This is a genomic window from Indibacter alkaliphilus LW1 (genome assembly GCF_000295935.2).
Lineage (GTDB): Bacteria > Bacteroidota > Bacteroidia > Cytophagales > Cyclobacteriaceae > Indibacter > Indibacter alkaliphilus.
Map to the genome: position 1 here is coordinate 23684 of NZ_ALWO02000032.1, position 24632 is coordinate 48315.

Here is a 24632-nt window from a genome sequence, read left to right on the forward strand (position 1 = left end):
TAACCATGGGGCAACTCAAACAATTAGCCGGACAGACAGCTATATATGGGATCAGCAGTATCCTTGGCCGCACTGTTAACTTTTTATTAATACCCATTTACACAGCTTACCTGACCAAAGACGCTGTAGGAGCTTACACAGCTCTATATGGCTATATGGCACTTTTCAACATTATTTTTACCTATGGGATGGAAACTACTTATTTCCGATATGCCACGGGAAAAGGTCTGGATCCTGAAAAAGTCTTCTCCCAGATTCAATCATTACTGATCACCACTTCCCTTTCTTTGGGGGCTATCATTTATCTCTCCGCACCCACCCTGGCCTCATGGCTCAATTATGAAGGGCAAGAGCATCTTTTTAGATGGATTGCCTGGATATTGGCCATTGATGCAGTTTTGGTGATACCCTATGCCAAGCTGAGAAAAGAAAACAAGGCTTTTCAATTTGCCCTTACCAAACTGAGCAATATCCTGATCAATGTGGGGCTGAATGTTTTTTTTATTGTCCTTTGTTATCAGATATGGAATGGGAACTGGTTTTCGGAGCTTGTGCCCCTAATCGGCAAAATATACAACCCTGATTGGGGAGTCGAATATATCTTTATTTCCAACTTAATAGCGAATGCGGCAATGATTCCGGTTTTGATCTGGTTGACCAAAACATTCCGCTTTGCCATCAACAGAGAATTTCTCAAACCCATTTGGCATTATGCATTCCCACTTTTATTTATGGGATTGGCTGGAACTATCAATGAAACTTTTTCCCGGACTATCTTTGAATATGTGCTACCTGAAGGTTTCTATGAAGGGCTGACATCAAGAGAAGCTACAGGTATATTCGGTGCCAACTTCAAATTGGCCATTTTGATGAACCTCATCATTCAGGCATTTAAATATGCTGCAGAACCTTTTTTCTTCAATCAGTCCACTGAAAAAAACAGTCCGCAAACTTTTGCTACCGTAATGCACGCATTTATTATCTTTTGCTCAGGCTTGATGATAGCGGTTTCAGTAAATCTGGATTTGATAGGTAGCCTCTTTCTAAGAGGTGAGGGTTATGCTATGGGCAATCATATTGTACCTGTTTTGCTGCTCGGTTACTTGATGCTTGGAATTTATTTCAATCTCAGCATTTGGTTTAAACTTACAGATCAAACAAAATACAGCTTTTACATCACTGTTTTAGGTGCTATAGTAACTGTCACAGTCATGTTGACGCTTGTTCCCAGAATCGGGTTAATGGGAGGAGCACTAAGTACACTCTGCTGCTACACAGTCATGAGTATTACTTGCTATTTCATTGGGCAAAAACATTTTCCAATACCTTACCAAGCCGGAAAGGGGATTTTTTACCTTTTGATGGCCTTTGGGCTGAGTTATCTTGGATTTTATTGGGACTGGGGTACACCTTTTCTTCAATTTATAGGAAAGAATAGTCTGTTGATTGTTTTTGTTCTTGTAGTTTTGTGGCTGGAAAAAAAAGAAGTTCAGAAAATACGCGACAGACTAAATCCTAAATCATAAAAAGTCCTCTCAAAGGTAATGCTATTAATTCAGGAAAAGTCTAAACCATCACCAGTGATGTTCACCAAGGTTATTCGCACTGAATGAATCCACGTAAATTGACCGTATTCTTTTTTGAATTCCTGAATTGGCCTATCCTATAATATAAATTTAAAAAGTATATGCAAATCAAAGTCATCAACAATTCCAAACATGATCTGCCCCAATATCAGACAGAGCTATCAGCAGGTCTTGACCTGAGGGCAAATTTAGATGAACCTGTCACTTTGCTTCCATTAGAAAGAAAGCTAATTGGCACAGGACTGTTTATTGAATTGCCCGCAGGATACGAAGCTCAGATAAGGCCTAGGTCAGGATTGGCTTTCAAGCACGGGCTTACAGTACTGAATACACCTGGTACAATAGATGCCGACTATAGAGGAGAAATTAAAGTATTATTGGTAAACCTGTCCAACGAACCTTTTACCGTAGCAAACGGTGAAAGAGTCGCCCAAATGGTAGTAGCCAAACACGAACAGATCAAATGGCAGCTCAGTGAATTGCTTTCAGAAACAGAAAGGGGCACTGGAGGTTATGGAAGTACTGGGAAAAAGTAATTAAAATTAAAGGTTTTTATTATAGATTGGATCAAGGGCAAGCCTTCTTGTGTTTGGAAAGAACAAAAAGGCATTAAGTTTGCGTTATAGCTGTGATTCATGCTCTTCCCAATTAGCAAACCCAACCTCATCTTTGCTTCTTCGTAAAGGCATTTCAGGCATGAAATAAATATAACCGTTGACACGTGAAAATTAAAATCAGAAATTTCATCATAATAATACTCAGCTTCTTTTTGGGCTTTCAGGCATTTCCTCAGGAGAAACTGTCAAGAAAGGAAAGGAAAAAGCAACTGGAAGAGAGAAAAGCAAGCAGATTATTTGTCGACGGGCAAAGATTTATGATGCTGGAAGACTTTGACAAAGCCTATTTTTATTTTCAAAAAGCTAGGGAATTGAGTCCTGATGATCCTGCCATCAATTTTAAAATAGCCGAAATACTTCTCCGGGCAAACCGGGTGGATGATGCCATGGAATATGGGCTTTTGGCTGTGGAAGGTGATCCGGAAAACAAGTACTATAATTTGGTCATGGCAGAGGCTTTTTCCAAACAGGGAAACCCAGAAGCTGCTGCTGATATTTTGGAAAACCTGATGAGTAATTCAGAAGAAAACCAAAATTACATCCTTGACTTAGCTTCCCTTTATCTCAGTGCAGGAGATTACGACAATGCATTGGACGCATTGAACAGGGCCGAAGATTATTATGGAATAGTGGAGCAGCTCACCGTTCAAAAACAAAGGATTTACCTCAGAAAGAATGACCTTGAAAGTGCCATCAATGAGGGAAGAAATCTAATTGAGGCACATCCCGGAAATTCACAGTTTGTTCTCAATTTAGTTGAAATCCTTTTTAACAATAACCGCTCAAATGAGGCCATACAACTGGTAGAAGAATCTCTAAAAGCCTACCCCAACCAACCTGACCTTCAAATGGCAGCTTATGCACTATACAAGGAAAAGGGGGATTTGGAAACTGCTGAGGACCTGATCATTGAAGCTTTCAAAAATCCTGATCTGGAAGCTGCAGTCAAAGCCGAAGCATTTTCTGATATCTTGAAAGAAATGAAAACTGCCCGAAGAGAAAAGCTGCTGGATGCTCTTCAAGGCCCAATGGTTAATTTGCATACCAACGATGCTGATGTACTCACTGTCGTGGGAGACAGGTTATATTTCAATGACCAAAGGCAAGAAGCCTTGGAATTTTATGAAAAAAGTATCAAAATAGACCCTTCCAATGCAGAAGTGCTTCAGGGAATCATCATGACAATGTTTGATTCCGGGAAGGACTTTAAAGATATAGAAACTTACACGGAGCTTGCAGTTGAGGAATTTCCAACAAGGGCTGAATTTTGGTTTTTTGATGGTACAGCTAAGCTAGCACTAAAAAAAGCAGAAGAGGCTATTGAATCTCTGGAAAAAGCCAAGGAAATAAATCAGGGTAGAAATAAGCAGCTTGACATTTTGGTTCAAGGACAGATGGGAGATTCATTTCATCAACTCGGAGAAAAAGAAAAAGCATTTAAAGCCTACGAGTCAGTATTGAAAGAAAGACCTGATGATGAGCATGTACTGAATAATTATGCTTACTTTTTATCGTTAGCCAAAAAAGACTTGGACAAAGCCAAAAAGATGTCAGAGAGATTGGTTAAAAAACATCCCAAAAATTCTACTTACCTTGACACGCACGCTTGGGTTTTATTCCAATTGAAGGAGTACGAAGAAGCAAAAAAATTCATGGAACTTGCTCTGGAAAATGAAGAAACGCCGAGTGGTGTCATGCTTGAGCATTATGGAGATATATTATATCATCTTGGCAAAAGAAATGAGGCTATCAGCTTCTGGAAACAAGCTGAGGGTGGGGATGAAACATCTGAACTTTTATTCAAAAAAATCAAGGATCAAAAATATTATGATTAGGTCTTTTTTAGCCATGTGGGTACTGCTGATTGTTGGAATCGGCTGTGCACCCAAACCTAACCTTTACACTTCAGATGAGGTCATGCAGGAATTCAATCCTGTTTACCTTGAGTTTGACAATTTGACGGCAAGAGGTAGAATTGTTATTGAAGAGCCTTCTGGTAAAACGACTAGAGGAACCATTAACATCCGTGCCAAGAAAGACAGTATCCTCTGGTTTAGCATTACTCCTGGACTAGGCCTGGAAGCATTCCGAGGAACCATTACCAAAGACAGAGTGATGATCAAAGACCGTCTCAATGGCCAGGATATCAATCTTACTTTTCAAGAAGTTGAGACAATTTATGATCTGAGCTTAAGTCTTGATCTGCTTCAAAATATAATTTTTGCAAATATTCCGCATGAGTTCAGTTATCGTGACCGCCTGATCAGGGTAGGGCAATATTTTGAACTCACACAAGCCCGGGAAGGATTTAGATACCACTCCAGAGTCAGTACACAACATGGTAAGGTAGCAGAGCTCACCAGCACCTCCATGAAGGAAAAAGGTTCCCTCATGGCCAATTACCATGTTTTTGAAGATTTGGAAAATCAACCTTTCCCCAATCAAATGCTCCTGAGGCTTTCCTTTAATACTCCCGATGGACCTCAGGCATCGATTGTCAATCTTGAAATGTCAAGGACAGAATTGGTCAGTTCTCCATTATCTTTCCCATTTCGGTTCTAAAGTATGTTGAAATTCAGAGTTATCTTGATTTTCTTACTCTTTGTTTGGCTGGCACCAAGTCTAACAAGTCATGCCCAGACCAAAAAAACCAGAGCTGAACTGGAACGCGAAAAAGCAGAAATCCAAAAAAGACTCTTGGAATTTGATCAGATCTTAAAAAAAACAGCCGAAACAAAAAAAGTTTCTGTAGGTCAACTCAATGTAGTCAGCAAACAGCTTCAGAACCGGGTGAATTACATCAATACCCTGAACAGAGAAGTAAGGCTGCTAGACTCAGAAATCAAGGAAACAGAAAACAAAATCATAGCCTTGGAGAATGATTTGAAAAACATGAAGGAGGAGTATGCGGGTATGATTTACACCTCATCCAAACTCAATCAGGGAATGACTATGACTGCATTTGTATTTAGTTCCTCCACTTTCAAGCAGTTTTACATGAGACTTAAATATCTGAAACAGTATTCGGATGCAAGGAAAAAACAGGTAGAGCAGATTGAAAAAGTTACTGCTGAATTAGCCGTGCAGAGAGCTGGGCTGGAAGATAAAAAATCCGAAAAGCAAGTGGTTCTGCAGCAAGAACAGCAACAAAAGCAACAATTGGATAAGGCCAAACAGGAACAACAGGGAATTATAAACACACTTACCAAACAAGAACAAGACATTCGAAAACAGATCGCCGCGGCCAAAAAGCAGCAAGAGAACCTGAACAAAGCAATCAGGGCAATCATAGAAGAAGAGATAAGAAGGGCTGAAGCTGAAGCAAAAAAAGCAAACTCTACAGCTACAAAATCATCTGGAAGCTCTATTCCACTTACGCCAGAAGCTGCAGCACTATCCAATTCATTTGCAGGTAACCGAGGAAAACTTCCCTGGCCGGTGGAAAGCGGTTTCATTTCCAGGCCATTTGGCACCCACCCCCACCCTACGGTCAAAGGAGTGACTGAGGATAATGACGGAATTGACATTCAAACCACACCAAACGCCAGCGTGAGGGCTGTATTTGATGGAGAAGTCATTAAGGTTGCAACCATTCCTGGATATGGAGGTACTATTGTAGTGAGGCATGGAGAATATTATTCCATGTACAGCAAACTAAAGGTAGTTTCGGTCAAATCAGGAGACAAAGTGACTGCTAAACAGGTGATTGGACAGGTATACACCAATAAAGACGGAGTTGCAGAAGTGCACTTTGAGACTTGGAAAGGACTTCAGCCCATGAACCCATCCATTTGGCTTGCAGGGCGATAAAACAAATAATTCGTATATTTATAAAAAAAGCAGGATAAGGTGGCGGCTTTCCTTGGTCTAAGCGTAAGGCTGTTATATCTTTGTAGTAATTAATAATTTAAACAATACAACCATGACAACATTGGGTTTCTTACAAAATATGGGTGGAGGTTCTATCATCCTAATCATTTTGGTGATCTTGCTTCTATTCGGAGCTAAGAGAATCCCTGAATTGGCAAGAGGACTTGGAAGGGGAATCAGAGAATTCAAAGATGCAACCAAAGAAATTCAGGACGACCTTGAAGAGGGCCTGAAAGAAAAAAAGACAAAAAACTAAATTGACTCAAATAAAATAAGTTTGGAAAAATTCCTTTCATTTGACGACATACAAAAGTCGCTTGAAAATAGGGAAACCGATTGTAAAGCGATTGTAAATTATTACCTCGAAAATATTCAGACGAAGGCGCATCTCAACGCCTTCGTTGAAGTTTATAAGGAATCTGCTTTGGAACAAGCGGCCATTGTAGATGAAAAAATATCCTCAGGTAAAGCCGGGAAATTAGCCGGAATGGTTATAGGAATCAAAGACGTATTGGTCTACATGGATCATGAATCCAATGCTTCCAGTAAAATCCTCAAAGGATTCAAGTCTCAATTCACTGCCACTGCTATTCAAAAGCTCATCGATGAAGATGCCATCATTATTGGCCGACTCAACTGTGATGAATTCGGGATGGGCAGTTCCAATGAGAATTCTGCCCATGGTCGAGTATTGAATGCAGCAGACGAAGAAAGAGTACCGGGTGGTTCCTCTGGTGGTTCTGCTGTAGCTGTACAGGCCAATCTTTGTACTGTTTCTTTAGGTACTGACACAGGAGGATCCGTCAGACAGCCTGCAGCTTTTACAGGAATAGTGGGTATCAAGCCTACCTATTCCAGAGTATCTAGGTGGGGGCTGATAGCATATGCATCATCTTTTGACACCATAGGGGTTTTCTCCAGAAATGTACAGGACAATGCTTTAGTCATGGAAGTAATGGCAGGACCGGACAATTTTGATAGTACAGTTTCCAGAAAAGACGTACCTCATTATTCTGAGTTACTGCACTTTGATAAAAGGGCAAAAATAGCCTATCTCACAGAAACAATTGAATCTCCCGCATTGCAGGAAGAAATCAAGGAAAATACCATCTCTGTACTCAACAGGTTAAAAGAAGAAGGACATCAGGTTGACGAAGTTCACTTCCCTTTACTCAAATACGTACTTCCTACATATTACATTCTTACCACTGCAGAAGCGAGCTCGAATTTGTCCAGATTTGATGGTGTAAAATATGGATATAGAACTCCAAATGCACATAATCTGGAAAGTATGTATAAAATGACCCGCTCAGAAGGTTTTGGCGAAGAGGTCAAAAGGAGGATTATGTTGGGGACATTTGTTCTCAGTGCAAGTTATTACGATGCTTACTTTACAAAAGCACAAAGGGTAAGAAGATTGATCAAGGAATTTACAGAGAATTTATTGACAAAATATGACTATATTATTATGCCAACGACGCCGACTACAGCGTTTAAGTTTGGAGAGCATAATAATGATCCGGTAGCCATGTATCTGGAAGATTTATTCACTGTACAGGCCTCAGTTTCAGGAGTACCTTCAATTTCCATTCCAAATGGAAAAGATAAAAAAGGACTTCCAATAGGCCTTCAGATAATGGCTAACTCATTCAAAGAAGCAGAATTATATGCTTTTGCCAAATACTTATCTGAACAAAACAGCAACCTTTAAACAATCCTGACCATGAAAAAGAAAATTTGCTCTTTCTGCGCTTCACTCGCACTGCTTTTGGCAATCATTCAGTTTTCTCATGGTCAGGAACTTTTTCAACTGAACAGTACAGGTTTGGATGAAGAGACGATTACTCCACATTATCAGTTTGAATACATCCCCGATTTCACATACGAACAGGTAGAGCAAAGAATCAAGGCAATGGAAACCAGCATGCCTTTTGAGCTCAACGAACGTATATTTGCTTTCATCAATTATTTCGCTGTCAGAAACAGAGACTATACCAAAATGGTACTTCAAAGGATGGATACTTACTTCCCAATGTTTGAAGAAATGCTCTCTGCCCACGACATGCCAGATGATGTGAAGTTTTTGGCCATCATAGAATCCGGGCTTAATCCAAAAGCAAAATCGAGAGTGGGTGCCATGGGACTTTGGCAATTTATGCCAGCTACTGGCAGAATGTATAATATGCACACCAATATGGACATTGATGACCGCATGGATCCGGAAATGTCCACTGAAGCCGCTGCCAAGTACCTCAAATCTTTGTACAGAATGTTTAACGACTGGGAAGTGGCTCTAGCTGCTTATAATTGCGGTCCCGGCAATGTCAGGAAGGCAATCCGAAGATCTGGAGGTAAATCAAAATTCTGGGACCTATACAATTATCTTCCAAGGGAAACCAGAAGCTATATCCCCCAATTCCAGGCCATGATGTATCTCATCAGACATGCTGAGGAGCATAATTTTGTATTGGAAGAGCCCAGCTATCCTATTGCATTCGAAAAAATCAATTTCAACCAAGAGCTTGACCTGGAAGAACTTGCCAACCTCACCGGTATCTGTATAGAAGATATTGAATACCTCAACCCATCTATTCAACACCGTCTAGTTCCTGCTTCAAACAAAAACATGGCTATAAGAGTCCCAAAAAGCAAAGTGGAATACATCACGGAGAATAAAGAACATTTTGCTTCTGCTGTAAAACTGACAACAGAAAGAGCTATAGACCTGAGGTTGGCCAGTAATCAAAGTGCAGTAAGAGCAGTCGCTCAGGCAAATGCAGAAGTAAGCACTGGTGAAAGAACAAGAGTAACCTACAAAGTAAAGTCCGGTGATGTTTTAGGTAAAATTGCTCAGAATCACGGAACTACCGTCACCAATATCAAAGCATGGAACAATTTATCTAACAATAACATCAGAATTGGGCAAACACTTTATATCTATACCAAAAATGGATCTTTTGATAATTCCATTGCGGCTAACAATTCATCCAGCGAAAATCCTAAAGTGTATACAGTGCAACCAGGGGATTCCCTTTGGCTAATTTCCAAAAAACTGAGTGGCATATCCGTAGAACAGATCAAAAGATTGAATAACCTCAATACTAATCAAATCAAGCCAGGGCAGAAATTAATTATAGGATAACTATTTATTTAGTAAAAACTTTTTAATCCTTCCGATAATTGATAACTTGTACAAGGTTAAAAACATCTAAAAAATGATTGTCAAAAAAATATTTACAGCATTGCTTGTTGGCCTTGCCTCTATCGTATTTTGGAGCTGTGAGGAGACAGAAGAATCCAAAAACTCTACAAAGCCAAAAGCCAGAGGAGCCGTGGGCGAGATAATCCTGGCAATAGACTCCGCCAAGTGGGATGGCCCTGTCGGGAGCGCTTTGAAAGATATTTTCCAAGAAGATGTACACGGTCTTATCAGGGACGAGAGCATGTTCGATATCAGGAAAGTTGATCCTAGAGGTATGAACCGGATGCTTAAAATGGCAACCAATATTGTATATGTCACCACATTTGATGATAGGAAATCCGCCAGCCAAAATATCAATGCTTTATTCAGCAAAGAAGCAAAAGAACAGGCAGCATCAGACCCAAGCAAATACATTCTTAGAAGTGAAGATGAGTTTGCTGTAGGCCAGGAGGTGATTTACTTATTTGGAAATAATGAAGAGGAGCTTGTCAAAAATCTTCGGGAAAATAAAAATAAGCTTCAAAACCTCTTTCAGGTAAGAGAAAGAAATCGGCTTGAACGTGTGCTTTTAAATAGAAAAAGTTCTGCTGCCAAAGTTGCCGGGCGTGACTTAGGCTTGGAAGTCAATGTCCCCGCCTCCTACCAGATCGCCAAAACCACTGATAATTTTTTATGGCTAAGACAGCCTACACCGAGAGCCGACAGGGCTGATATCAGTTTGTTTTTCTATGAAACAGACTATTATTCAGAGGAGCAGCTTTTTCCGGAATCTCTTTTGGCATTGAGAGAAAGTATTACAAAAATGCATATTTATGGAGATCCAAATAATAGGAATTCCTATTTGGTAACCGAGCGGGTAGATCCTACTCCTGTATTTACAAATTTCAGTATCAACAATAATTTTGCAATAGAAATCAGAGGTGGATGGAAGACCAACAACCTCAGCATGGGCGGTTCATTCATGAGCTATGTGGTCGTGGATGACAAAAACGGCAAACTCTACTATATGGAGGGTTTTGTTTATTACCCCAACGAGGCACATCGAGAAGCCATCCGCGAGATTGAAACACTTTTGCTGGCTACAGAGCTTTCTCCCAAAGAAGATCAAGCCAGCTGATTTTATTAACAAAAAACACCTTTATGGCCATTAAAATCAGAAAAGAAGACGCCCTAAGTTACCACATCCAAGGTAAACCGGGAAAAATTGAAGTAGTACCCACCAAACCACTTTCCAGTCAATTGGATCTTGCATTGGCTTACTCTCCAGGAGTAGCAGAGCCTTGCAAGGAAATAGAAAGAGATAAAGAAAATGTCTATAAATATACTGCAAAGGGAAACCTTGTGGCAGTCATTTCCAATGGAACAGCAGTATTGGGATTAGGAGATATAGGCCCTGAAGCTTCCAAGCCAGTTATGGAAGGAAAAGGTGTACTTTTCAAAAAATTTGCAGGAATCGATGTCTTTGACATTGAAATCGATGAGAAAGACCCTGAAAAACTCATCCAAATCATCAAATCACTTGAGCCTACATTTGGGGGTGTAAATCTGGAAGATATCAAAGCTCCTGAATGCTTTGTCATAGAACAGACTTTGAAGAGGGATATGAATATTCCTGTCATGCACGATGACCAGCACGGAACAGCTATAATATCCGGGGCAGCACTGCTCAATGCACTGGAGGTAGTCGACAAAAAAATTGATGAAATCAAGCTTGTAGTAAACGGAGCTGGAGCTTCAGCTGTCTCTTGTACTAGATTTTATATGAGTCTGGGCGTCAAAAGAGAAAATATCATCATGTGTGATAAAGAAGGGGCTATCCGAATGGACAGGCAAAACCTTGATGCTATCAAAGGGGAATTTGCTACGCATAGGGACATCAATACCCTTACAGAAGCGCTTACTGGCGCTGATGTTTTTCTTGGCCTCTCTGCCGGAAACATTGTGAGTCCCGATCAAATTAAAGCAATGGCTCCAAACCCTATTGTTTTCGCTTTGGCCAATCCGGATCCGGAAATCGCTTATGATTTGGCAATGGAAACAAGAGATGATCTCATTATGGCTACAGGTAGATCCGATTACCCTAATCAGGTAAATAATGTTTTGGGATTTCCTTACATTTTCCGAGGTGCACTAGATGTCAGAGCTACTTCCATCAATGAGGAAATGAAATTGGCTGCTGCCAAAGCAATTGCAAAACTTGCCAAAGAACCCATTCCCGAAATTGTCAATAAAGCATACGGCGATGCAAAAATGGCATTTGGCAGATTTTATCTCATTCCTAAACCCTTGGATCCAAGACTGATTACAACCATCGCGCCTGCTGTAGCAAAAGCAGCGATGGAGTCAGGAGTGGCAAAAACCTTGATAACAGATTGGGAAGCCTACGAGCTTGAACTTCAGGAAAGAATCGGCATTGACCAAAGACTGATGCTCCGGGTAGTCACAAGAGCCAAAAAGAATCCAAAACGTGTTGTCTTCGCAGAAGCTGACAATGTAAAAATCCTCAAAGCAGTTCAGGTACTTCGGGATGAAAAAGTCGCCATCCCTATTTTGCTTGGGAGAAAAGAAAAAATCGACGAAATCATTGCTGAAAACAAACTTGATCTCAGTGGGGTACAAATCGTAGATCCTTACACTGACGATGAAAGACTGACCAAATACGGAAACATTCTTTTTGAAAAAAGAAAAAGAAAAGGACTTACACCCAAGGAGTGTTTTAGACTAATGAAAGACAGGAACTACTTCGGATCCATGATGGTAGAATTGGGTGAAGCAGATGCGCTTATTTCAGGTCTGACCAAAGATTATCCAAAAACAATTCTTCCCGCTCTTCATGTAATCGGAGTAAAAGAAGGAACAGACAGGGTAGCTGGGATGTATATCATGAATACCGAAAGAGGCCCATTCTTCTTTTCTGATACTACTGTCAATGTAAACCCCACGGCAGAGCAACTTGTAGAAATCGTCGGGCTTACCGCTAATGGCGTGAAGTTTTTCGATATTGACCCTAAAGTAGCTATTCTTTCCTATTCCAATTTTGGTTCGGCCAAAGGTGAAGTCGCATCAAAAACAGCTAAAGCCACAGCCATGGCAAAAGCTAAATACCCAAATATGGTGATTGAAGGAGAAATGCAGGCCAATGTTGCTCTCAATGAAGAAATTCAGAAAGAAAATTACCCATTCAGTGATCTAATAGGCAATAGGGCCAATACACTGATTTTCCCTGACCTTAGTTCGGGAAATATTGCTTATAAATTACTTTCAGAACTTGGCCATGCCGAAGCAATTGGTCCCGTACTTTTGGGAATGAATAAGCCTGTGCATATATTACAGCTTGGTAGCTCAATCAGAGAAATCATCAACATGGTTGCTATCGCTGTAGTAGATGCACAAACCAAAAGTTCATAATGATCGCTTATTTAAAAGGTAAATTAGTTTATAAAGATCCCACATACGTAATCATAGATATTTCAGGTGTGGGATACCATGTAAAGATTTCTTTACAGACATATTCCAAGATAAAAGATGAGGAGCAGATAATGCTCCTCACTTATTTGCATATCAAGGAAGACGCTCATACACTATTTGGATTCAAGGAAGAAGCCGAGAAAAAGCTATTTTTAAATCTCACATCCATATCAGGCGTGGGGCCTACGACAGGTCTGATGATTTTATCCTCCTTGAGTACTGAGGAATTAGAACAGGCAATAGTTTCGGAAGATTTTAAAACGATTCAAAATGTCAAAGGGGTAGGCGCCAAAACTGCTCAGAGAATTGTCCTAGAGCTTAAGGATAAAATCAAAAAAGATTACCCAACAGAAAGCTCTTCTGCAAATCTGGGATTTATCAAATCTAACAATAAAATCAAGGAGGAGGCGTTACAGGCCTTGATTACTCTGGGTTTTCCAAAAGCAACAGCCGAAAAAAATATCGCTGCTGTTTTGAAAAAAACAGGAATGGATATTTCTTTAGAAGAATTAATTAAAGCATCTTTAAAAACACCTTAACAACCTCTAAATATCAGGTCTTTTGTCTCTGCAGGATTTTTTTCCCAAAGGCGCTCTATTTATCATTTCAACAGTTTTTTTTCTGTTGCTGTGCATAGTTTTGCCTCCACTGGAAGCCATAGCACAGGAAGTGGAGACAGATACAGTTCCTCCTGTTGCGCAGGACACTTTAGCGGTATCTCCTAGAGACAGCTTAAATATTAATATTGTGGACTCACTAAGTAGAAGAAGGATGTTGCCTTCTTTTTTGCTTTGGAAGAACCTTAATACCAATCCACTTTATCCTGATCAAAATCCGTACCGACCCAGATATTCACCTTTTCACCCTGCCCCCCCTTCCGATGAAAGGGTACAGGTGGAATTGGATTCTACGCTGAAATATAGAATTCAAAACCAGCTGGACAGCGGAGATGTGGACTCAGGAGTGATTTATGATTTCGAAGAATTCTCTAAAATCCAAGAATACAAAGTAAGGCAGGAATATTGGCGAAGTAGATCCCGTGGGATGGACGGAGACAGCCCCGTAACTGGAAGAGACCTGGTTCTCCCCATGACAAGCACCCCTCAATTTGACAGGATTTTTGGAGGAGATGAAATCAATATAGTTCCCACTGGATTTGTCAACTTGGACTTGGGTGCAGTTTTCAGAAGAATTGATAACCCGGCTATCCCTATTCGGCAACAGCAAAACGGCAACTTTAATTTCAATCAACAGATCCAAATGGCCGTCAATGGTAATCTTGGTGAAAAAATGAGGTTAGGAGCCAATTTTGATTCCAACAATTCCTTTGACTTTCAGAATCAACTCAAACTTGAATATACCGGATTCAAGGAAGACATCATCAAATCCATAGAAATCGGAAATGTGAGCATGCCTGTACAAAACAGTCTGATCCAAGGAGCACAAAATCTCTTTGGGGTCAAGACACAGCTACAGTTTGGGAACCTTTTCGTGACAGCAGTGGCCTCTACACAAAGGGGAAGGCGTGATGAATTGGTGATAGAAGGTGGTAGTCAAGGAAGGCAGTTTGAAATTCAAGGTTCTAATTACGATGAAAACAGACACTTTTTCCTCGGACACTTTTTTAGAGACAATTATGAAAGATGGTTGAGAGGTTTGCCTCAGATACTTTCAGGAGTAAATATTACAAGGGTTGAAGTTTACATTATGAACAGGGCCAACAATACTGAAACTTTGAGAAATTTCAACGCATTCATGGATTTGGGTGAGGGTACAAGAATATTCAGACCTGACAATCCTAATATTGGTACGGGGACTCAAGGGGCTCCTACTGCCAACGGATCCAATGAATTATTTGGAAATTTGACTTCTAACCCGGCCTTCCGCCCTTTTGATACAGGATCTTCTGCTATTGAATCCAATTTACAGCTTACCAGAGGTGTGGATTTTGAACAGGTGAGCGGAGCCAGAAGGCTTGCGGATACTGAGTTTATTTTCCATAGAGAGCTTGGCTATGTCTCGCTTACCAGAAGGTTGCAGAATGATGAAGTCTTAGCAGTTTCATATGAATATACTTTTAATGGACAGGTGTTTAAGGTTGGAGAACTTTCTGAGGATTATCAAAACAGACCGGAAAATGAGCTGATATTTCTAAAAATGCTGAGACCTGCACGGATCAACATCAATATACCTACCTGGGATCTGATGATGAAAAACGTCTATAATCTCAATGCAAACCAGATTATGCAGGATGGCTTCCAGCTACAGGTTATTTATAGAGATGACAGGACGGGATTGGACAACCCTACCCTACTGGAGGGTGAAAATGTAGCCAATAGACCATTAATACGCTTGATGGGTCTGGACAATTTAAACCCCCAAAATGATCCGGCACCTGACGGAAACTTTGACTTTGTGCCGGGCATAACTATTTTTCCAGACCGGGGCCTTTTGGTTTTCCCGGTGTTGGAGCCATTTGGCAGGACCCTGAGGAATCTTTTTCAACCCAATGAAAGAAATCTTGCTGAGAGATATGTCTTTGACACCTTGTACAGGACTACAAAAGCAGATGCAGAACTGGTCACCCGCTACGATAAGTACTTCATCAAAGGCAGGTTTACTGCAGGCTCAGCTTCTGAAATTCTACTTCCCGGTTTGAATATTTCTCCAGGATCCGTCATCGTAAATGCGGGCAATATTCCTTTGACAGAGGGTGTGGATTTTACAGTGGATTACAATATAGGGCGTGTAAACATCATCAATGAAAGCATTCTCCAATCAGGAAAAAGAATTTCCATCAGTTTTGAAAAAGCAGATTTGGTTTCCTTTCAGACCCGAAGTTTGCTTGGAACAAGATTGGACTACATGGTTAATGACAAGTTGAATCTTGGAGGTACTTTTCTGTACCTCAACGAAAGGCCCAATATTACCCGTATAGCCACAGGTTCCGAGACATTGAGAAACAGCATGTGGGGGCTTGATGCAAATTATAATGACGAATCCAGGTGGTTGACAAAACTCGCCGATGCACTTCCTTTTACAAGCACCAAAGAAAAATCCATTATACAGTTTAGTGGAGAATTTGCCCAACTGCTTCCAGGAACTTCCAATAGGGTAAATGGGGAACAGGCTTCCTATATTGATGATTTCGAAACAGCCATTACTCCTTACGGACTTGGAAATGCAGCGGCCCAGACTTGGAGCCTTGCTGCAACCCCTAAAACAGATAATGATGACTTTGATCTCAGAGGAAGTACTGAAGACAGGTTGGGAAATGCATACAGAAGAGCTAAGGTAGCTTGGTACAATATTGACAATGTTTTTTATAGAGAAAGTGGCCCAGGAGTTCCTTCCAATATCGGAAGAGAAGACAGGCAAAACCATTATGTAAGGAGAGTAATTCCCCAAGAGATATTTCAATTTAGGGATAGAGATGTGATCATAGTGCCGGAGCCTTTATTTGAGTTGGCCTACTTTCCTCATGAAAGGGGAATGTATAATTATAATCCGAACCTTACCCCGGAAGGTTTACTTCCAAATCCCAGATTAAATTATGGGGGGGTCACTCGTGCTATTACTACAGAGGTGGATTTTGACAGAACGAATATCGAATACATTGAATTCTGGATGCTCGACCCCTTTATCGATGGGCCGAATGGCCGTGTTCTGGATGGAGTATTTAATGAAAATAATACTACCGGTGGAAAACTGAGGTTCAACTTGGGGGAAGTCTCAGAAGATGTCATCAAAGACGGAAGGCACGGATTTGAAAATGGGCTACCTGCAGATGGAGACGCAAGTGAAACTGCTACTACAGAATGGGGACGGATAACAAGACAGCAATTTTTGATACCTGCTTTTGACAACTCTCCCGAAGCAAGGGAAAATCAGGATATAGGCTTGGATGGACTCAGTAGTGATGCTGAGGTTGAGTTTTTTAGAGACAGGTTTATCAACAGGTTGAGTGTCTCTCCAAATGCCCTTCAGGAAATATTGGAAGATCCATCCAATGATGATTTTAAATATTACCTGGATCCAGAATACGATCAAAACAATGTAAAGATTCTTGAGCGCCACAAGAAATTTAATGGCATGGAGGGGAATACTCCAATCACCTCTAATGTAAATCTTCCTTATACGCCATCAGGTTCAAACCTTCCTGACAATGAGGATTTGAATAATGACAATACAATCAATGAACTGGAAGCTTATTATGAGTACGAAATAGATCTTAGACCTGGCGAATTGCAAGTTGGGAGAAATTATATTATTGATAAAGTGACTTCAACCCAGAGTGGGGACCAAGTAGATTGGTACTTATTCAGAATTCCCATTAGAACTCCTGACAGGGTACAGGGAGATATTTCAGGCTTTAAGTCCATCCGATTTATGAGGACATATCTGACGGAATTTGAACAGCCTGTGGTATTAAGGATGGCCAATTTCAGATTGATAGCAAGTCAATGGAGGGTTTTCCAAGAGTCTCTGTTTGAAAGAGGTTTTTTTGAAGTACCTGAGCCTGACAATTCCAATTTGACTGTTGGAGTAGTAAATATTGAAGAAAACAGTCAAGGATCGCCTACCCAAAGTCCTTATGTACTTCCTCCCGGCATCACCCGTGACCGTGACAATCTTGCGGCAGTTGAAAGACAGCTCAACGAACAATCCTTGAGGCTTTGTGTGGAAGATCTTCAAGCCAGGGATGCCAGAGCAGTATTCAAAAATGCCAATTCACTCGACTTGGTACAGTTTGAAAGGGTTAAAATGTTTTTTCATGCCGATTCGGATGATGCCGAAGACGGAGAAATGACTGCTTTTTTAAGAATGGGGACAGATTATACAGACAATTATTATGAGATTGAGGTACCCCTATTGATCACTCCAAGAGGTACGAGAGACCCCCAACAAATCTGGCCCTTGGAAAATGAAATAGATATCGCTATCGATGAAATTGTGGGGGTTAAAATTGCAAGAGACAATGCAAGAGTTCCCCTGAACTTAGCATTTACCCAAGATGTCAGACAATACAAAGTCACCGTGGTCGGAAGACCGGAACTCAGTTTGATCCAAGGGATGATGCTGGGAATCAGAAACCCCGGCGAAACAGGAGGTGCATCTAAATCTATCTGTATCTGGGCAAACGAACTCCGGGTGACGGGGTTCAAGGAATCGTCTGGCTGGGCAGCCAATGCTATTTTAAATGCGCAGATAGCTGATGTAGCGACCGTATCCACATCTATCCGCCACAGCTCCGTCGGGTTTGGAGGACTGGAAACACGCCTTTCTCAAAGATCTTTATTTGCTTCTACCCAATACGATGTATCCGCCAATGTAAACGTGGAAAAACTTCTGCCCGAAGCAATGAATGTAACCATTCCCATGTATGCCAGTATAGAGAACACTACCGTCAGACCGGAATATGACCCTTTAAATCCTGACGTTCTGCTTTCTCAGGCATTGGATAAATTCACCACGGATGCCGACCGGGATTTTTATCGAAGTCAGGTTTTAGATCTTTCCAGAAGGCGAAATATTGGATTCTCCAATGTCAGGAAAAACCGAAATCCTGAAAAAGAAAACGTAAGAATCTATGACCTCAGCAATTTTTCCTTTTCCTACGCCTATGGCTCAGTTAGACAAAGTAATATTGATACTGAAAGCTATTTATTCGAATCCTATGTAGGAAATATAGCCTATGTATTCCAACCTAAACCTGCCATTTTGGAGCCTTTCAAGAATGTTGATTGGTTGGGAAATTTCAGGTTGTTGAAAGATATGAATTTCAATTTCTCTCCAACCTCCGTTTCTGCAAGAGTGGATGTGGACCGGCGATTTTTGAGAACTCAATACAGAAATGAATTTTTAACAACAGATGGTGTGGAGCCTTTTTATCAGAAAAGTTTTTTCCTGAACAGAAACTACAATGTCAATTGGGATTTGACCAAAAATCTAAGGGTTGATTACAGCGGTAGGGTATTAGCTGTCATTGATGAACCTGAAGGAGCAAGAGACTCACAGGAAGCTAGGGATTCTGTCCGGGTCAACTTGATGAATCTGGGGAGAACTACAAATTACAATCACCAAGTAATGCTCAATTACAAACTTCCATTTGAAAAAGTGGGAGCCTTGGATTGGATAGGTATGGATTACCGGTATGGGGCCAATTACACCTGGATGACAGGAGCTATTGGCCAAAGGGATACCTTGGGTAATGTGATACAAAACACAAGAGACCAAGCCTTGAACGGTAGAATTGACCTTGTTAAACTATATAATAAAAACGCCAAAATCAGAGCATTGAATGCGCCCAAAAGACCAAGTATTCCAGGTAGACCCTCTGTCAATGCAGAAGACACCATTGGCACCCCCTTTACGAACAGGCTGATTAAGTTTGTGACCATGTTCAAGGACATTAACTTCAGGATTTCCAAAGTTGAGGGAACTTTCCTGCCAGGGTACATGGAAAACACGGGGTTACTGGGCTTGGATAGGAGCTTTTTGAATCCTGGTCTTGGATTTATATTAGGGGCTCAAAATCCAAATGTCAGATTTGGACTGGCAGATCAGGGTCTGATGGCTCCAAGTACAGAACTCACACAGGCATTCCGGCAGAATCAGGCAATCAATATTCAAGTCAATGCTTTGGCTGAACCCTTTAGGGACTTCAGGATAAATTTTGAAGCAAGAAAAAGAGAAACGGGGGAATTCAGTGAAATATTCAGGAACTCAGAAAGCAGTCCAGGAGAATTTGTTTCACTCAGTCCCAATAGGATGGGCGGCTACAGTATCACTTACTCTATGCTTCGAACGACCTTTTCGCGGGATGACAGAAGTAATAATTCTCCAATTTTCAGCCAGTTTGAGCAAAACAGATCTTTGATTCAGGACCGCTTAAATGCCGCTAATCCTGGAGGGGAATATGCCCTTAATGGTCAGGATGTATTGACTTTGGCATTTCTAGCAGCTTACTCTGGCAAAGACCCTACGGATATCGAATTAAATCCATTTCCTAAAATCCCGATTCCCAATTGGAGATTGGATTACAAGGGGTTATCCCAAATCCCAGCCTTAAGAGAGTATTTTGCCAGCATCAACCTGACCCATGGTTATGCTTCCACTTATGAGGTAAGCAATTTTTCAAATTCATTGCTTTATCAATCTGGCCTTGAGCTTTTCAACAGGGTCAGGGATATACCTGGAGCCACCCTTACCAATGAGTTTGGAGAATACATCCCGATTTTTGTATTGAACCAGGTAATCATGACTGAAAGATTTTCACCTCTCCTCGGAGTAAACTTATTGACAAAAGACAGGCTCAATATTAACCTTGAATACAATACTGAAAGGAATATTGGCTTAAATTTCTCCAATGCCCAAGTAACTGAGCAAAACAGTAGGGACATCGGCTTTGATCTGGGTTATACAAAAGCGGGAGTAAAAATCCCTTTTAAGATCCAGGGAAGGCAAGAAGTTTTGAAAAATGATCTTCAACTGCGGCTAAACACCAGAGTAGTGGATACAAGGCAAATCCAAAGAAAAATTGGAGAACCGGCAACAGTAACCAACGGCAACCTTAATTTGCAAATCCGTCCTACAATAGGTTATGTTATCAATCAAAGTCTGAATATCCAGTTTTATTTTGACAGAACTGTCAACGACCCAAGGGTAACAACAGCATTCCGAAGAAGCTCTACTGCCTTTGGTGGACAACTGAGATTTAATTTATCACAATAGGTTTTTTGATTTAATGAAACCTTGTATTTTTACCCACCTTAAAAAAATCAATTTATGAATTTGCCTCAAGAACTTAAGTACACCAAAGATCACGAATGGGTGAAAATTGAAGATGGAATCGCAACCATTGGAATTACAGAATTTGCTCAAAGAGAACTTGGTGATATTGTCTATGTAGAAGTAGAAACAGTTGGAGAAACGATCGCTTCAGGCGAGGTTTTCGGCACTGTAGAAGCTGTCAAAACAGTTTCAGACCTTTTTATGCCTTTAGAAGGCGAAATCATCGAATTTAATGAAGAGTTGGAATCTTCTCCTGAACTTGTGAATGAATCTCCATACGATGAAGGATGGATGATCAAAGTGAAAATCTCCGGAGACCTTCCTGATGACCTATTGAGCTCAGAAGATTACGCAGAGTTGATCGGTGCATAATTAATTTTGATAAATCACAGAATATTACCGGCCATCATTTGGTTGATCATTGTAACGGTGGCACTTTTGACACCAGGTGAAAACCTCCCGAAGACCCCGTTGTTTCCACATGCTGATAAGTTGGTGCACTTTGGAGTTTTTGCCTTATTGACATTTCTATGGTGCAGAGTCGGTACGATAAATGCTGATAATCAGTTGAATTGGGGAAAATTATTGACTAATTTGTTAGTATTTACAATAATTTTTCCTATCTTAGTGGAGTATTTGCAACAGTTTGTACCCAATCGGTCATTTGAATACGCTGATATTGCTGCAAATTTGATAGGGGGTACAGTGGGTTTTGTGGCGTTTATTATTTTATATAAGGCTAAAAGCAGACTTGTATAAATAAAAATAAATGGCTACAATTGTTATCTTTAAAATTGTAAAATTTATTAACCTTTATAAAGTACAACCATGGAAGCTAAAAAGACGCCAAAAGCGGATTTGACCAAAAAATCGGGAATGTTCCTGAATATAGGTCTTTTTGTTAGCGTCGGGTTGGTTCTGTTTGCCTTTGAATACAAGTCATTCGATGATCTTGGATTAAAAGACTTAGGACAGGTATCCGATGACTTTGAAGAACTATTGGACATTCCAATTACAGAACAGCCACCACCACCACCGCCGCCAATCGAGCAGCCGGTAATTCAGGAGATTCCTGATGAAGTGGAAATCGAAGAAAAAATCGAAGTAAATTTTGATTTGGATGTTCAGGAAGAGACTGTCATCAAAGAAGTAGTAATCGCTGATGCACCTGTAGTGGAGAAAGCAGATGAAATTTTTGATGTGGTAGAAAATTCTCCTGAATTCCCAGGTGGAATGGAAGCTTGGAATGAGTATTTGAGAAAAAATCTTAAGTACCCAACTCAAGCGAGAAGAATGGGTATAGAGGGAACAGTATATGTAGTATTCGTTGTAAACACTGACGGTTCTATTCAGGATGTTGAAATCCTAAGAGGAATTGGGGGAGGTTGCGATGAAGAAGCACTCAGAGTAGTTTCCAATGCTCCAAAATGGACTCCTGGTAAGCAAAGAGGCCGTCCAGTAAGAGTAAGGATGAGACTTCCGATCAGGTTCAAACTTGGATAATTTCCGAATTACAATACTTAAAGGGGCTTCAAGCCCCTTTTTTTATGCTTGAAAAGTCTTCTTCATTTCTCCTATATTCATTTTCTAAAATCCCACTTCTATAAGAAAAAACCTGCCAGCCCTTTTTCAAAAATTTGTGAATAATTATGAAACAAATCCCAATTGATTTCCTAACTGCTATCATAACTGAGAAGACTTCCTCAAAATCAAAGGTATTAAAAAGCCTGCCTGTCTAAAGACAAGCAGGCTTTTACCATAAATTTTAGGAAATAGAATGGTTTCTATTTAATAACTCCCAATTCCTTACCTACTTCTACAAAAGCATTGATAGCGGTATCCAAATGTTCTCTATCATGTCCGGCAGAAATCTGTACTCTTATTCTTGCCTGTCCCTTTGGCACTACTGGATAATAAAATCCAATCACATAAACTCCCTTTTCCAATAACCTCTCGGCCATTTTTTGGGACAGAACAGCATCATAGAGCATAATTGGAACAATAGCATGCTCCCCAGGTTTGATGTCAAATCCAGCTTCAGTCATTTTAGTCCTGAAATACTTAGTATTATCTTCAAGCTTATCCCTAAGTTCTGTGGTCTCAGATAGCAGGTCAAATACAGCAATAGATGCTCCGGTAATGGATGGGGCCAAGGTGTTTGAAAAAAGGTATGGCCGGGACCTTTGTCTCAACAGCTCAATGATTTCTTTTCTTCCTGAAGTAAACCCACCGGATGCTCCTCCAAGAGCTTTACCCAATGTTCCCGTGATGATATCTATTTTACCCATCACACCACAATGTTCGTGTACACCTCTTCCTGTCTTGCCCATAAATCCTGTGGAATGGCATTCGTCTGACATTACTACCGCATTGTACTTTTCGGCTAAGGCTACAATCTTATCCAATTGCGCAATAGTACCATCCATAGAAAATACACCATCCGTGACGATGATCTTTTGTTTGGCCCCTTTGACATCTGCTTCTTGTAGCTGTGCTTCTAGGTCTTTCATATCATTGTGCTGATATCTAAAACGCATAGCTTTACAAAGCCTTACACCGTCAATAATGGATGCGTGGTTGAGTGCGTCTGAGATAATGGCATCCTCTGGACCAAAAACAGGCTCAAAGACTCCCCCATTAGCATCAAATGCTGCTGCATAAAGAATAGTATCCTCTGTCCCTAAAAACTCGGATATCTTTCTTTCCAATTCTTTATGGATATCCTGCGTACCGCAGATAAACCTGACTGAAGACAACCCAAAACCATGAGTGTCAATGGCATTTTTTGCCGCTTCGATAACCTTAGGATGGGAAGAAAGACCCAGGTAATTATTTGCACAAAAGTTCAACACTTTCTTACCTCCGGAAATGGTTATTTCAGCTGATTGGGGAGAAGTAATGACTCTTTCCTTTTTGAAAAGACCTGCCTCTTCAATTTCTTTTAATTCTTGTTCTAATTTGGGTTTTAAAGTATCGTACATATTTATTAGACTGATTTATTATAAAAACACTTGTGGAATATTAATGTTATTCATTCATTGATTTCACTATTTTTGCCCACGCAAACCCAAATATAATCAAAAAAGCTCATGGGCCTTTGGACCCGGGAAGTGTAATTTATCTTATGGAAAGAATTCTTATTATAGGCTCAGCAGGGCAACTTGGTTCGGAATTATCACTGGCTCTGACAGAAATTTACGGAAGTGACAATGTCATCGCATCAGATATCAATCCTGGTAATCTTAAGAAGTTTGATTTTTGCCGCACTCAGGTGCTGGATGTCATGGATAAGGAAAAGGTCAGGAAACTGATCCAAGAAGAAAATGTCAAGCAGATATATCATTTAGCGGCAGTTCTGTCTGCTACGGGAGAAAAAAATCCTCTCTTTGCCTGGCATCTCAATATGGAAAGCCTCCTTTTTATTTTGGAACTGGCCAAAGAATTCAATATGGACAAAGTGTACTGGCCCTCTTCAATAGCAGTATTCGGGCCCAACACTCCAAAAGTCAATACCCCTCAATATTGTGTAAAAGAACCCAATACGGTATATGGCATTTCCAAGCAAGCTGGGGAGCGCTGGTGTGAATATTATTTCCAGAAATTCGGGGTTGATGTCCGAAGTCTCAGGTATCCAGGTCTTATTGGTTACAAATCCCTTCCTGGTGGGGGCACTACTGATTATGCAGTAGATATCTACCATAAAGCTATTGCCGGAGAGCATTTTGTTTCCTTCCTTAAGGAAGATTCATACTTACCGATGATGTACATGCCTGATGCGATCAAAGCTACCTTAGACCTCATGCATGCTCCTAAGGAAAAAGTGAAAATCAGATCAAGTTATAATTTGGCGGCCATTAGCTTTTCTCCGAAAGAAATCTTCGAAAGCATCAAAAAACATTATCCCAACTTTACCATAGGCTATGAACCGGATTTTAGGCAAGCCATAGCAGATTCCTGGCCGGATAGCATAGATGACAGCAGATCAAGGGAAGATTGGGGCTGGAAGCACGATTACGATTTGGGAAAAATGACAGCAGATATTTTGACCAACCTACCTGAGTATATGGTGAATTTCTAAAAATAAAAAAGAGGCGA

At 40.6% G+C, this 24632-nt stretch carries 17 protein-coding genes; 16 read left to right on the forward strand and 1 reads right to left on the reverse strand.

Features of this window, described 5'->3' with window-relative positions; all coding sequences use genetic code 11:
* Positions 1-5: 5 nt before the first annotated feature.
* The 15 genes from A33Q_RS09200 to A33Q_RS09270 all read left to right on the forward strand — a co-directional run bounded on the left by A33Q_RS09200 (position 6) and on the right by A33Q_RS09270 (position 22040).
* Complete coding sequence (locus A33Q_RS09200) at positions 6-1526, forward strand: lipopolysaccharide biosynthesis protein (RefSeq protein ID WP_009034281.1); 1521 nt, start codon at positions 6-8, stop codon at positions 1524-1526.
* 161 nt (positions 1527-1687) lie between these two features.
* Positions 1688-2122 carry a dUTP diphosphatase gene (gene dut / locus A33Q_RS09205; protein ID WP_009034282.1) on the forward strand — a complete coding sequence of 145 codons (435 nt, stop codon included), beginning with the start codon at positions 1688-1690 and terminating at the stop codon, positions 2120-2122.
* Between the two features lie 185 nt (positions 2123-2307).
* The gene (locus tag A33Q_RS09210; protein ID WP_009034283.1) at positions 2308-4038 is read left to right on the forward strand and encodes a tetratricopeptide repeat protein; all 1731 of its coding nucleotides are present in this window, start codon (positions 2308-2310) and stop codon (positions 4036-4038) included.
* On the forward strand, positions 4031-4765 hold the full coding sequence (locus A33Q_RS09215; RefSeq protein ID WP_016255007.1) for a DUF4292 domain-containing protein: 735 nt from the start codon (positions 4031-4033) through the stop codon (positions 4763-4765). Before A33Q_RS09210 ends, A33Q_RS09215 begins: the two co-directional genes overlap by 8 nt.
* Positions 4766-4768: 3 nt before the next feature.
* A complete protein-coding gene (locus tag A33Q_RS09220; RefSeq protein WP_009034285.1) occupies positions 4769-6013 on the forward strand; it encodes a murein hydrolase activator EnvC family protein in 1245 nt (414 codons plus the stop codon).
* A 112-nt stretch (positions 6014-6125) separates the two neighbouring features.
* On the forward strand, positions 6126-6329 hold the full coding sequence (locus A33Q_RS09225) for a Sec-independent protein translocase subunit TatA/TatB (RefSeq protein ID WP_009034286.1): 204 nt from the start codon (positions 6126-6128) through the stop codon (positions 6327-6329).
* A 21-nt stretch (positions 6330-6350) separates the two neighbouring features.
* Complete coding sequence (gene gatA, locus A33Q_RS09230; protein WP_009034287.1) at positions 6351-7784, forward strand: Asp-tRNA(Asn)/Glu-tRNA(Gln) amidotransferase subunit GatA; 1434 nt, start codon at positions 6351-6353, stop codon at positions 7782-7784.
* Positions 7785-7796: 12 nt separating this feature from the next.
* Positions 7797-9215: a transglycosylase SLT domain-containing protein gene (locus A33Q_RS09235; RefSeq protein ID WP_009034288.1), complete on the forward strand. Its 1419-nt coding sequence runs from the start codon at positions 7797-7799 to the stop codon at positions 9213-9215.
* A gap of 73 nt (positions 9216-9288) precedes the next feature.
* Entirely contained in the window at positions 9289-10392 is a 1104-nt protein-coding gene (locus tag A33Q_RS09240) for a DUF4837 family protein (protein ID WP_009034289.1), read from the forward strand.
* 23 nt (positions 10393-10415) lie between these two features.
* Positions 10416-12683 (forward strand): NADP-dependent malic enzyme, encoded by a 2268-nt coding sequence (locus A33Q_RS09245; RefSeq protein WP_009034290.1) that lies wholly within the window; start codon positions 10416-10418, stop codon positions 12681-12683.
* Positions 12683-13282 (forward strand): Holliday junction branch migration protein RuvA, encoded by a 600-nt coding sequence (gene ruvA, locus A33Q_RS09250; RefSeq protein WP_009034291.1) that lies wholly within the window; start codon positions 12683-12685, stop codon positions 13280-13282. The genes A33Q_RS09245 and ruvA overlap by 1 nt, the downstream gene beginning before the upstream one ends.
* 22 nt (positions 13283-13304) lie before the next feature.
* On the forward strand, positions 13305-20477 hold the full coding sequence (sov, locus tag A33Q_RS09255; protein WP_009034292.1) for a T9SS outer membrane translocon Sov/SprA: 7173 nt from the start codon (positions 13305-13307) through the stop codon (positions 20475-20477).
* A 54-nt stretch (positions 20478-20531) separates the two neighbouring features.
* Entirely contained in the window at positions 20532-20909 is a 378-nt protein-coding gene (gcvH, locus tag A33Q_RS09260; protein ID WP_009034293.1) for a glycine cleavage system protein GcvH, read from the forward strand.
* A gap of 6 nt (positions 20910-20915) precedes the next feature.
* On the forward strand, positions 20916-21296 hold the full coding sequence (locus tag A33Q_RS09265; protein WP_009034294.1) for a VanZ family protein: 381 nt from the start codon (positions 20916-20918) through the stop codon (positions 21294-21296).
* A gap of 69 nt (positions 21297-21365) precedes the next feature.
* On the forward strand, positions 21366-22040 hold the full coding sequence (locus tag A33Q_RS09270; protein ID WP_009034295.1) for an energy transducer TonB: 675 nt from the start codon (positions 21366-21368) through the stop codon (positions 22038-22040).
* 281 nt (positions 22041-22321) lie between these two features.
* Here A33Q_RS09270 and kbl read toward each other — a convergent pair whose 3' ends face one another.
* On the reverse strand, positions 22322-23518 hold the full coding sequence (kbl, locus tag A33Q_RS09275; RefSeq protein ID WP_009034296.1) for a glycine C-acetyltransferase: 1197 nt from the start codon (positions 23516-23518) through the stop codon (positions 22322-22324).
* Positions 23519-23661: 143 nt separating this feature from the next.
* Here kbl and A33Q_RS09280 point away from each other — a divergent pair, with 143 nt between their 5' ends.
* Positions 23662-24615 carry an NAD-dependent epimerase/dehydratase family protein gene (locus A33Q_RS09280; protein ID WP_040490297.1) on the forward strand — a complete coding sequence of 318 codons (954 nt, stop codon included), beginning with the start codon at positions 23662-23664 and terminating at the stop codon, positions 24613-24615.
* Positions 24616-24632 lie beyond the last annotated feature (17 nt).

Coding starts and splice junctions, on each gene's coding strand:
- kbl (WP_009034296.1), bottom strand. CDS start 23,518: ATGTACGATACTTTAAAACCCAAATTAGAACAAGAATTAAAAGAAATT.
- A33Q_RS09245 (WP_009034290.1), top strand. CDS start 10,416: ATGGCCATTAAAATCAGAAAAGAAGACGCCCTAAGTTACCACATCCAA.
- A33Q_RS09225 (WP_009034286.1), top strand. CDS start 6,126: ATGACAACATTGGGTTTCTTACAAAATATGGGTGGAGGTTCTATCATC.
- ruvA (WP_009034291.1), top strand. CDS start 12,683: ATGATCGCTTATTTAAAAGGTAAATTAGTTTATAAAGATCCCACATAC.
- A33Q_RS09215 (WP_016255007.1), top strand. CDS start 4,031: ATGATTAGGTCTTTTTTAGCCATGTGGGTACTGCTGATTGTTGGAATC.
- gcvH (WP_009034293.1), top strand. CDS start 20,532: ATGAATTTGCCTCAAGAACTTAAGTACACCAAAGATCACGAATGGGTG.
- A33Q_RS09220 (WP_009034285.1), top strand. CDS start 4,769: ATGTTGAAATTCAGAGTTATCTTGATTTTCTTACTCTTTGTTTGGCTG.
- A33Q_RS09280 (WP_040490297.1), top strand. CDS start 23,662: ATGGAAAGAATTCTTATTATAGGCTCAGCAGGGCAACTTGGTTCGGAA.
- dut (WP_009034282.1), top strand. CDS start 1,688: ATGCAAATCAAAGTCATCAACAATTCCAAACATGATCTGCCCCAATAT.
- A33Q_RS09240 (WP_009034289.1), top strand. CDS start 9,289: ATGATTGTCAAAAAAATATTTACAGCATTGCTTGTTGGCCTTGCCTCT.
- A33Q_RS09200 (WP_009034281.1), top strand. CDS start 6: ATGGGGCAACTCAAACAATTAGCCGGACAGACAGCTATATATGGGATC.
- A33Q_RS09270 (WP_009034295.1), top strand. CDS start 21,366: ATGGAAGCTAAAAAGACGCCAAAAGCGGATTTGACCAAAAAATCGGGA.
- A33Q_RS09235 (WP_009034288.1), top strand. CDS start 7,797: ATGAAAAAGAAAATTTGCTCTTTCTGCGCTTCACTCGCACTGCTTTTG.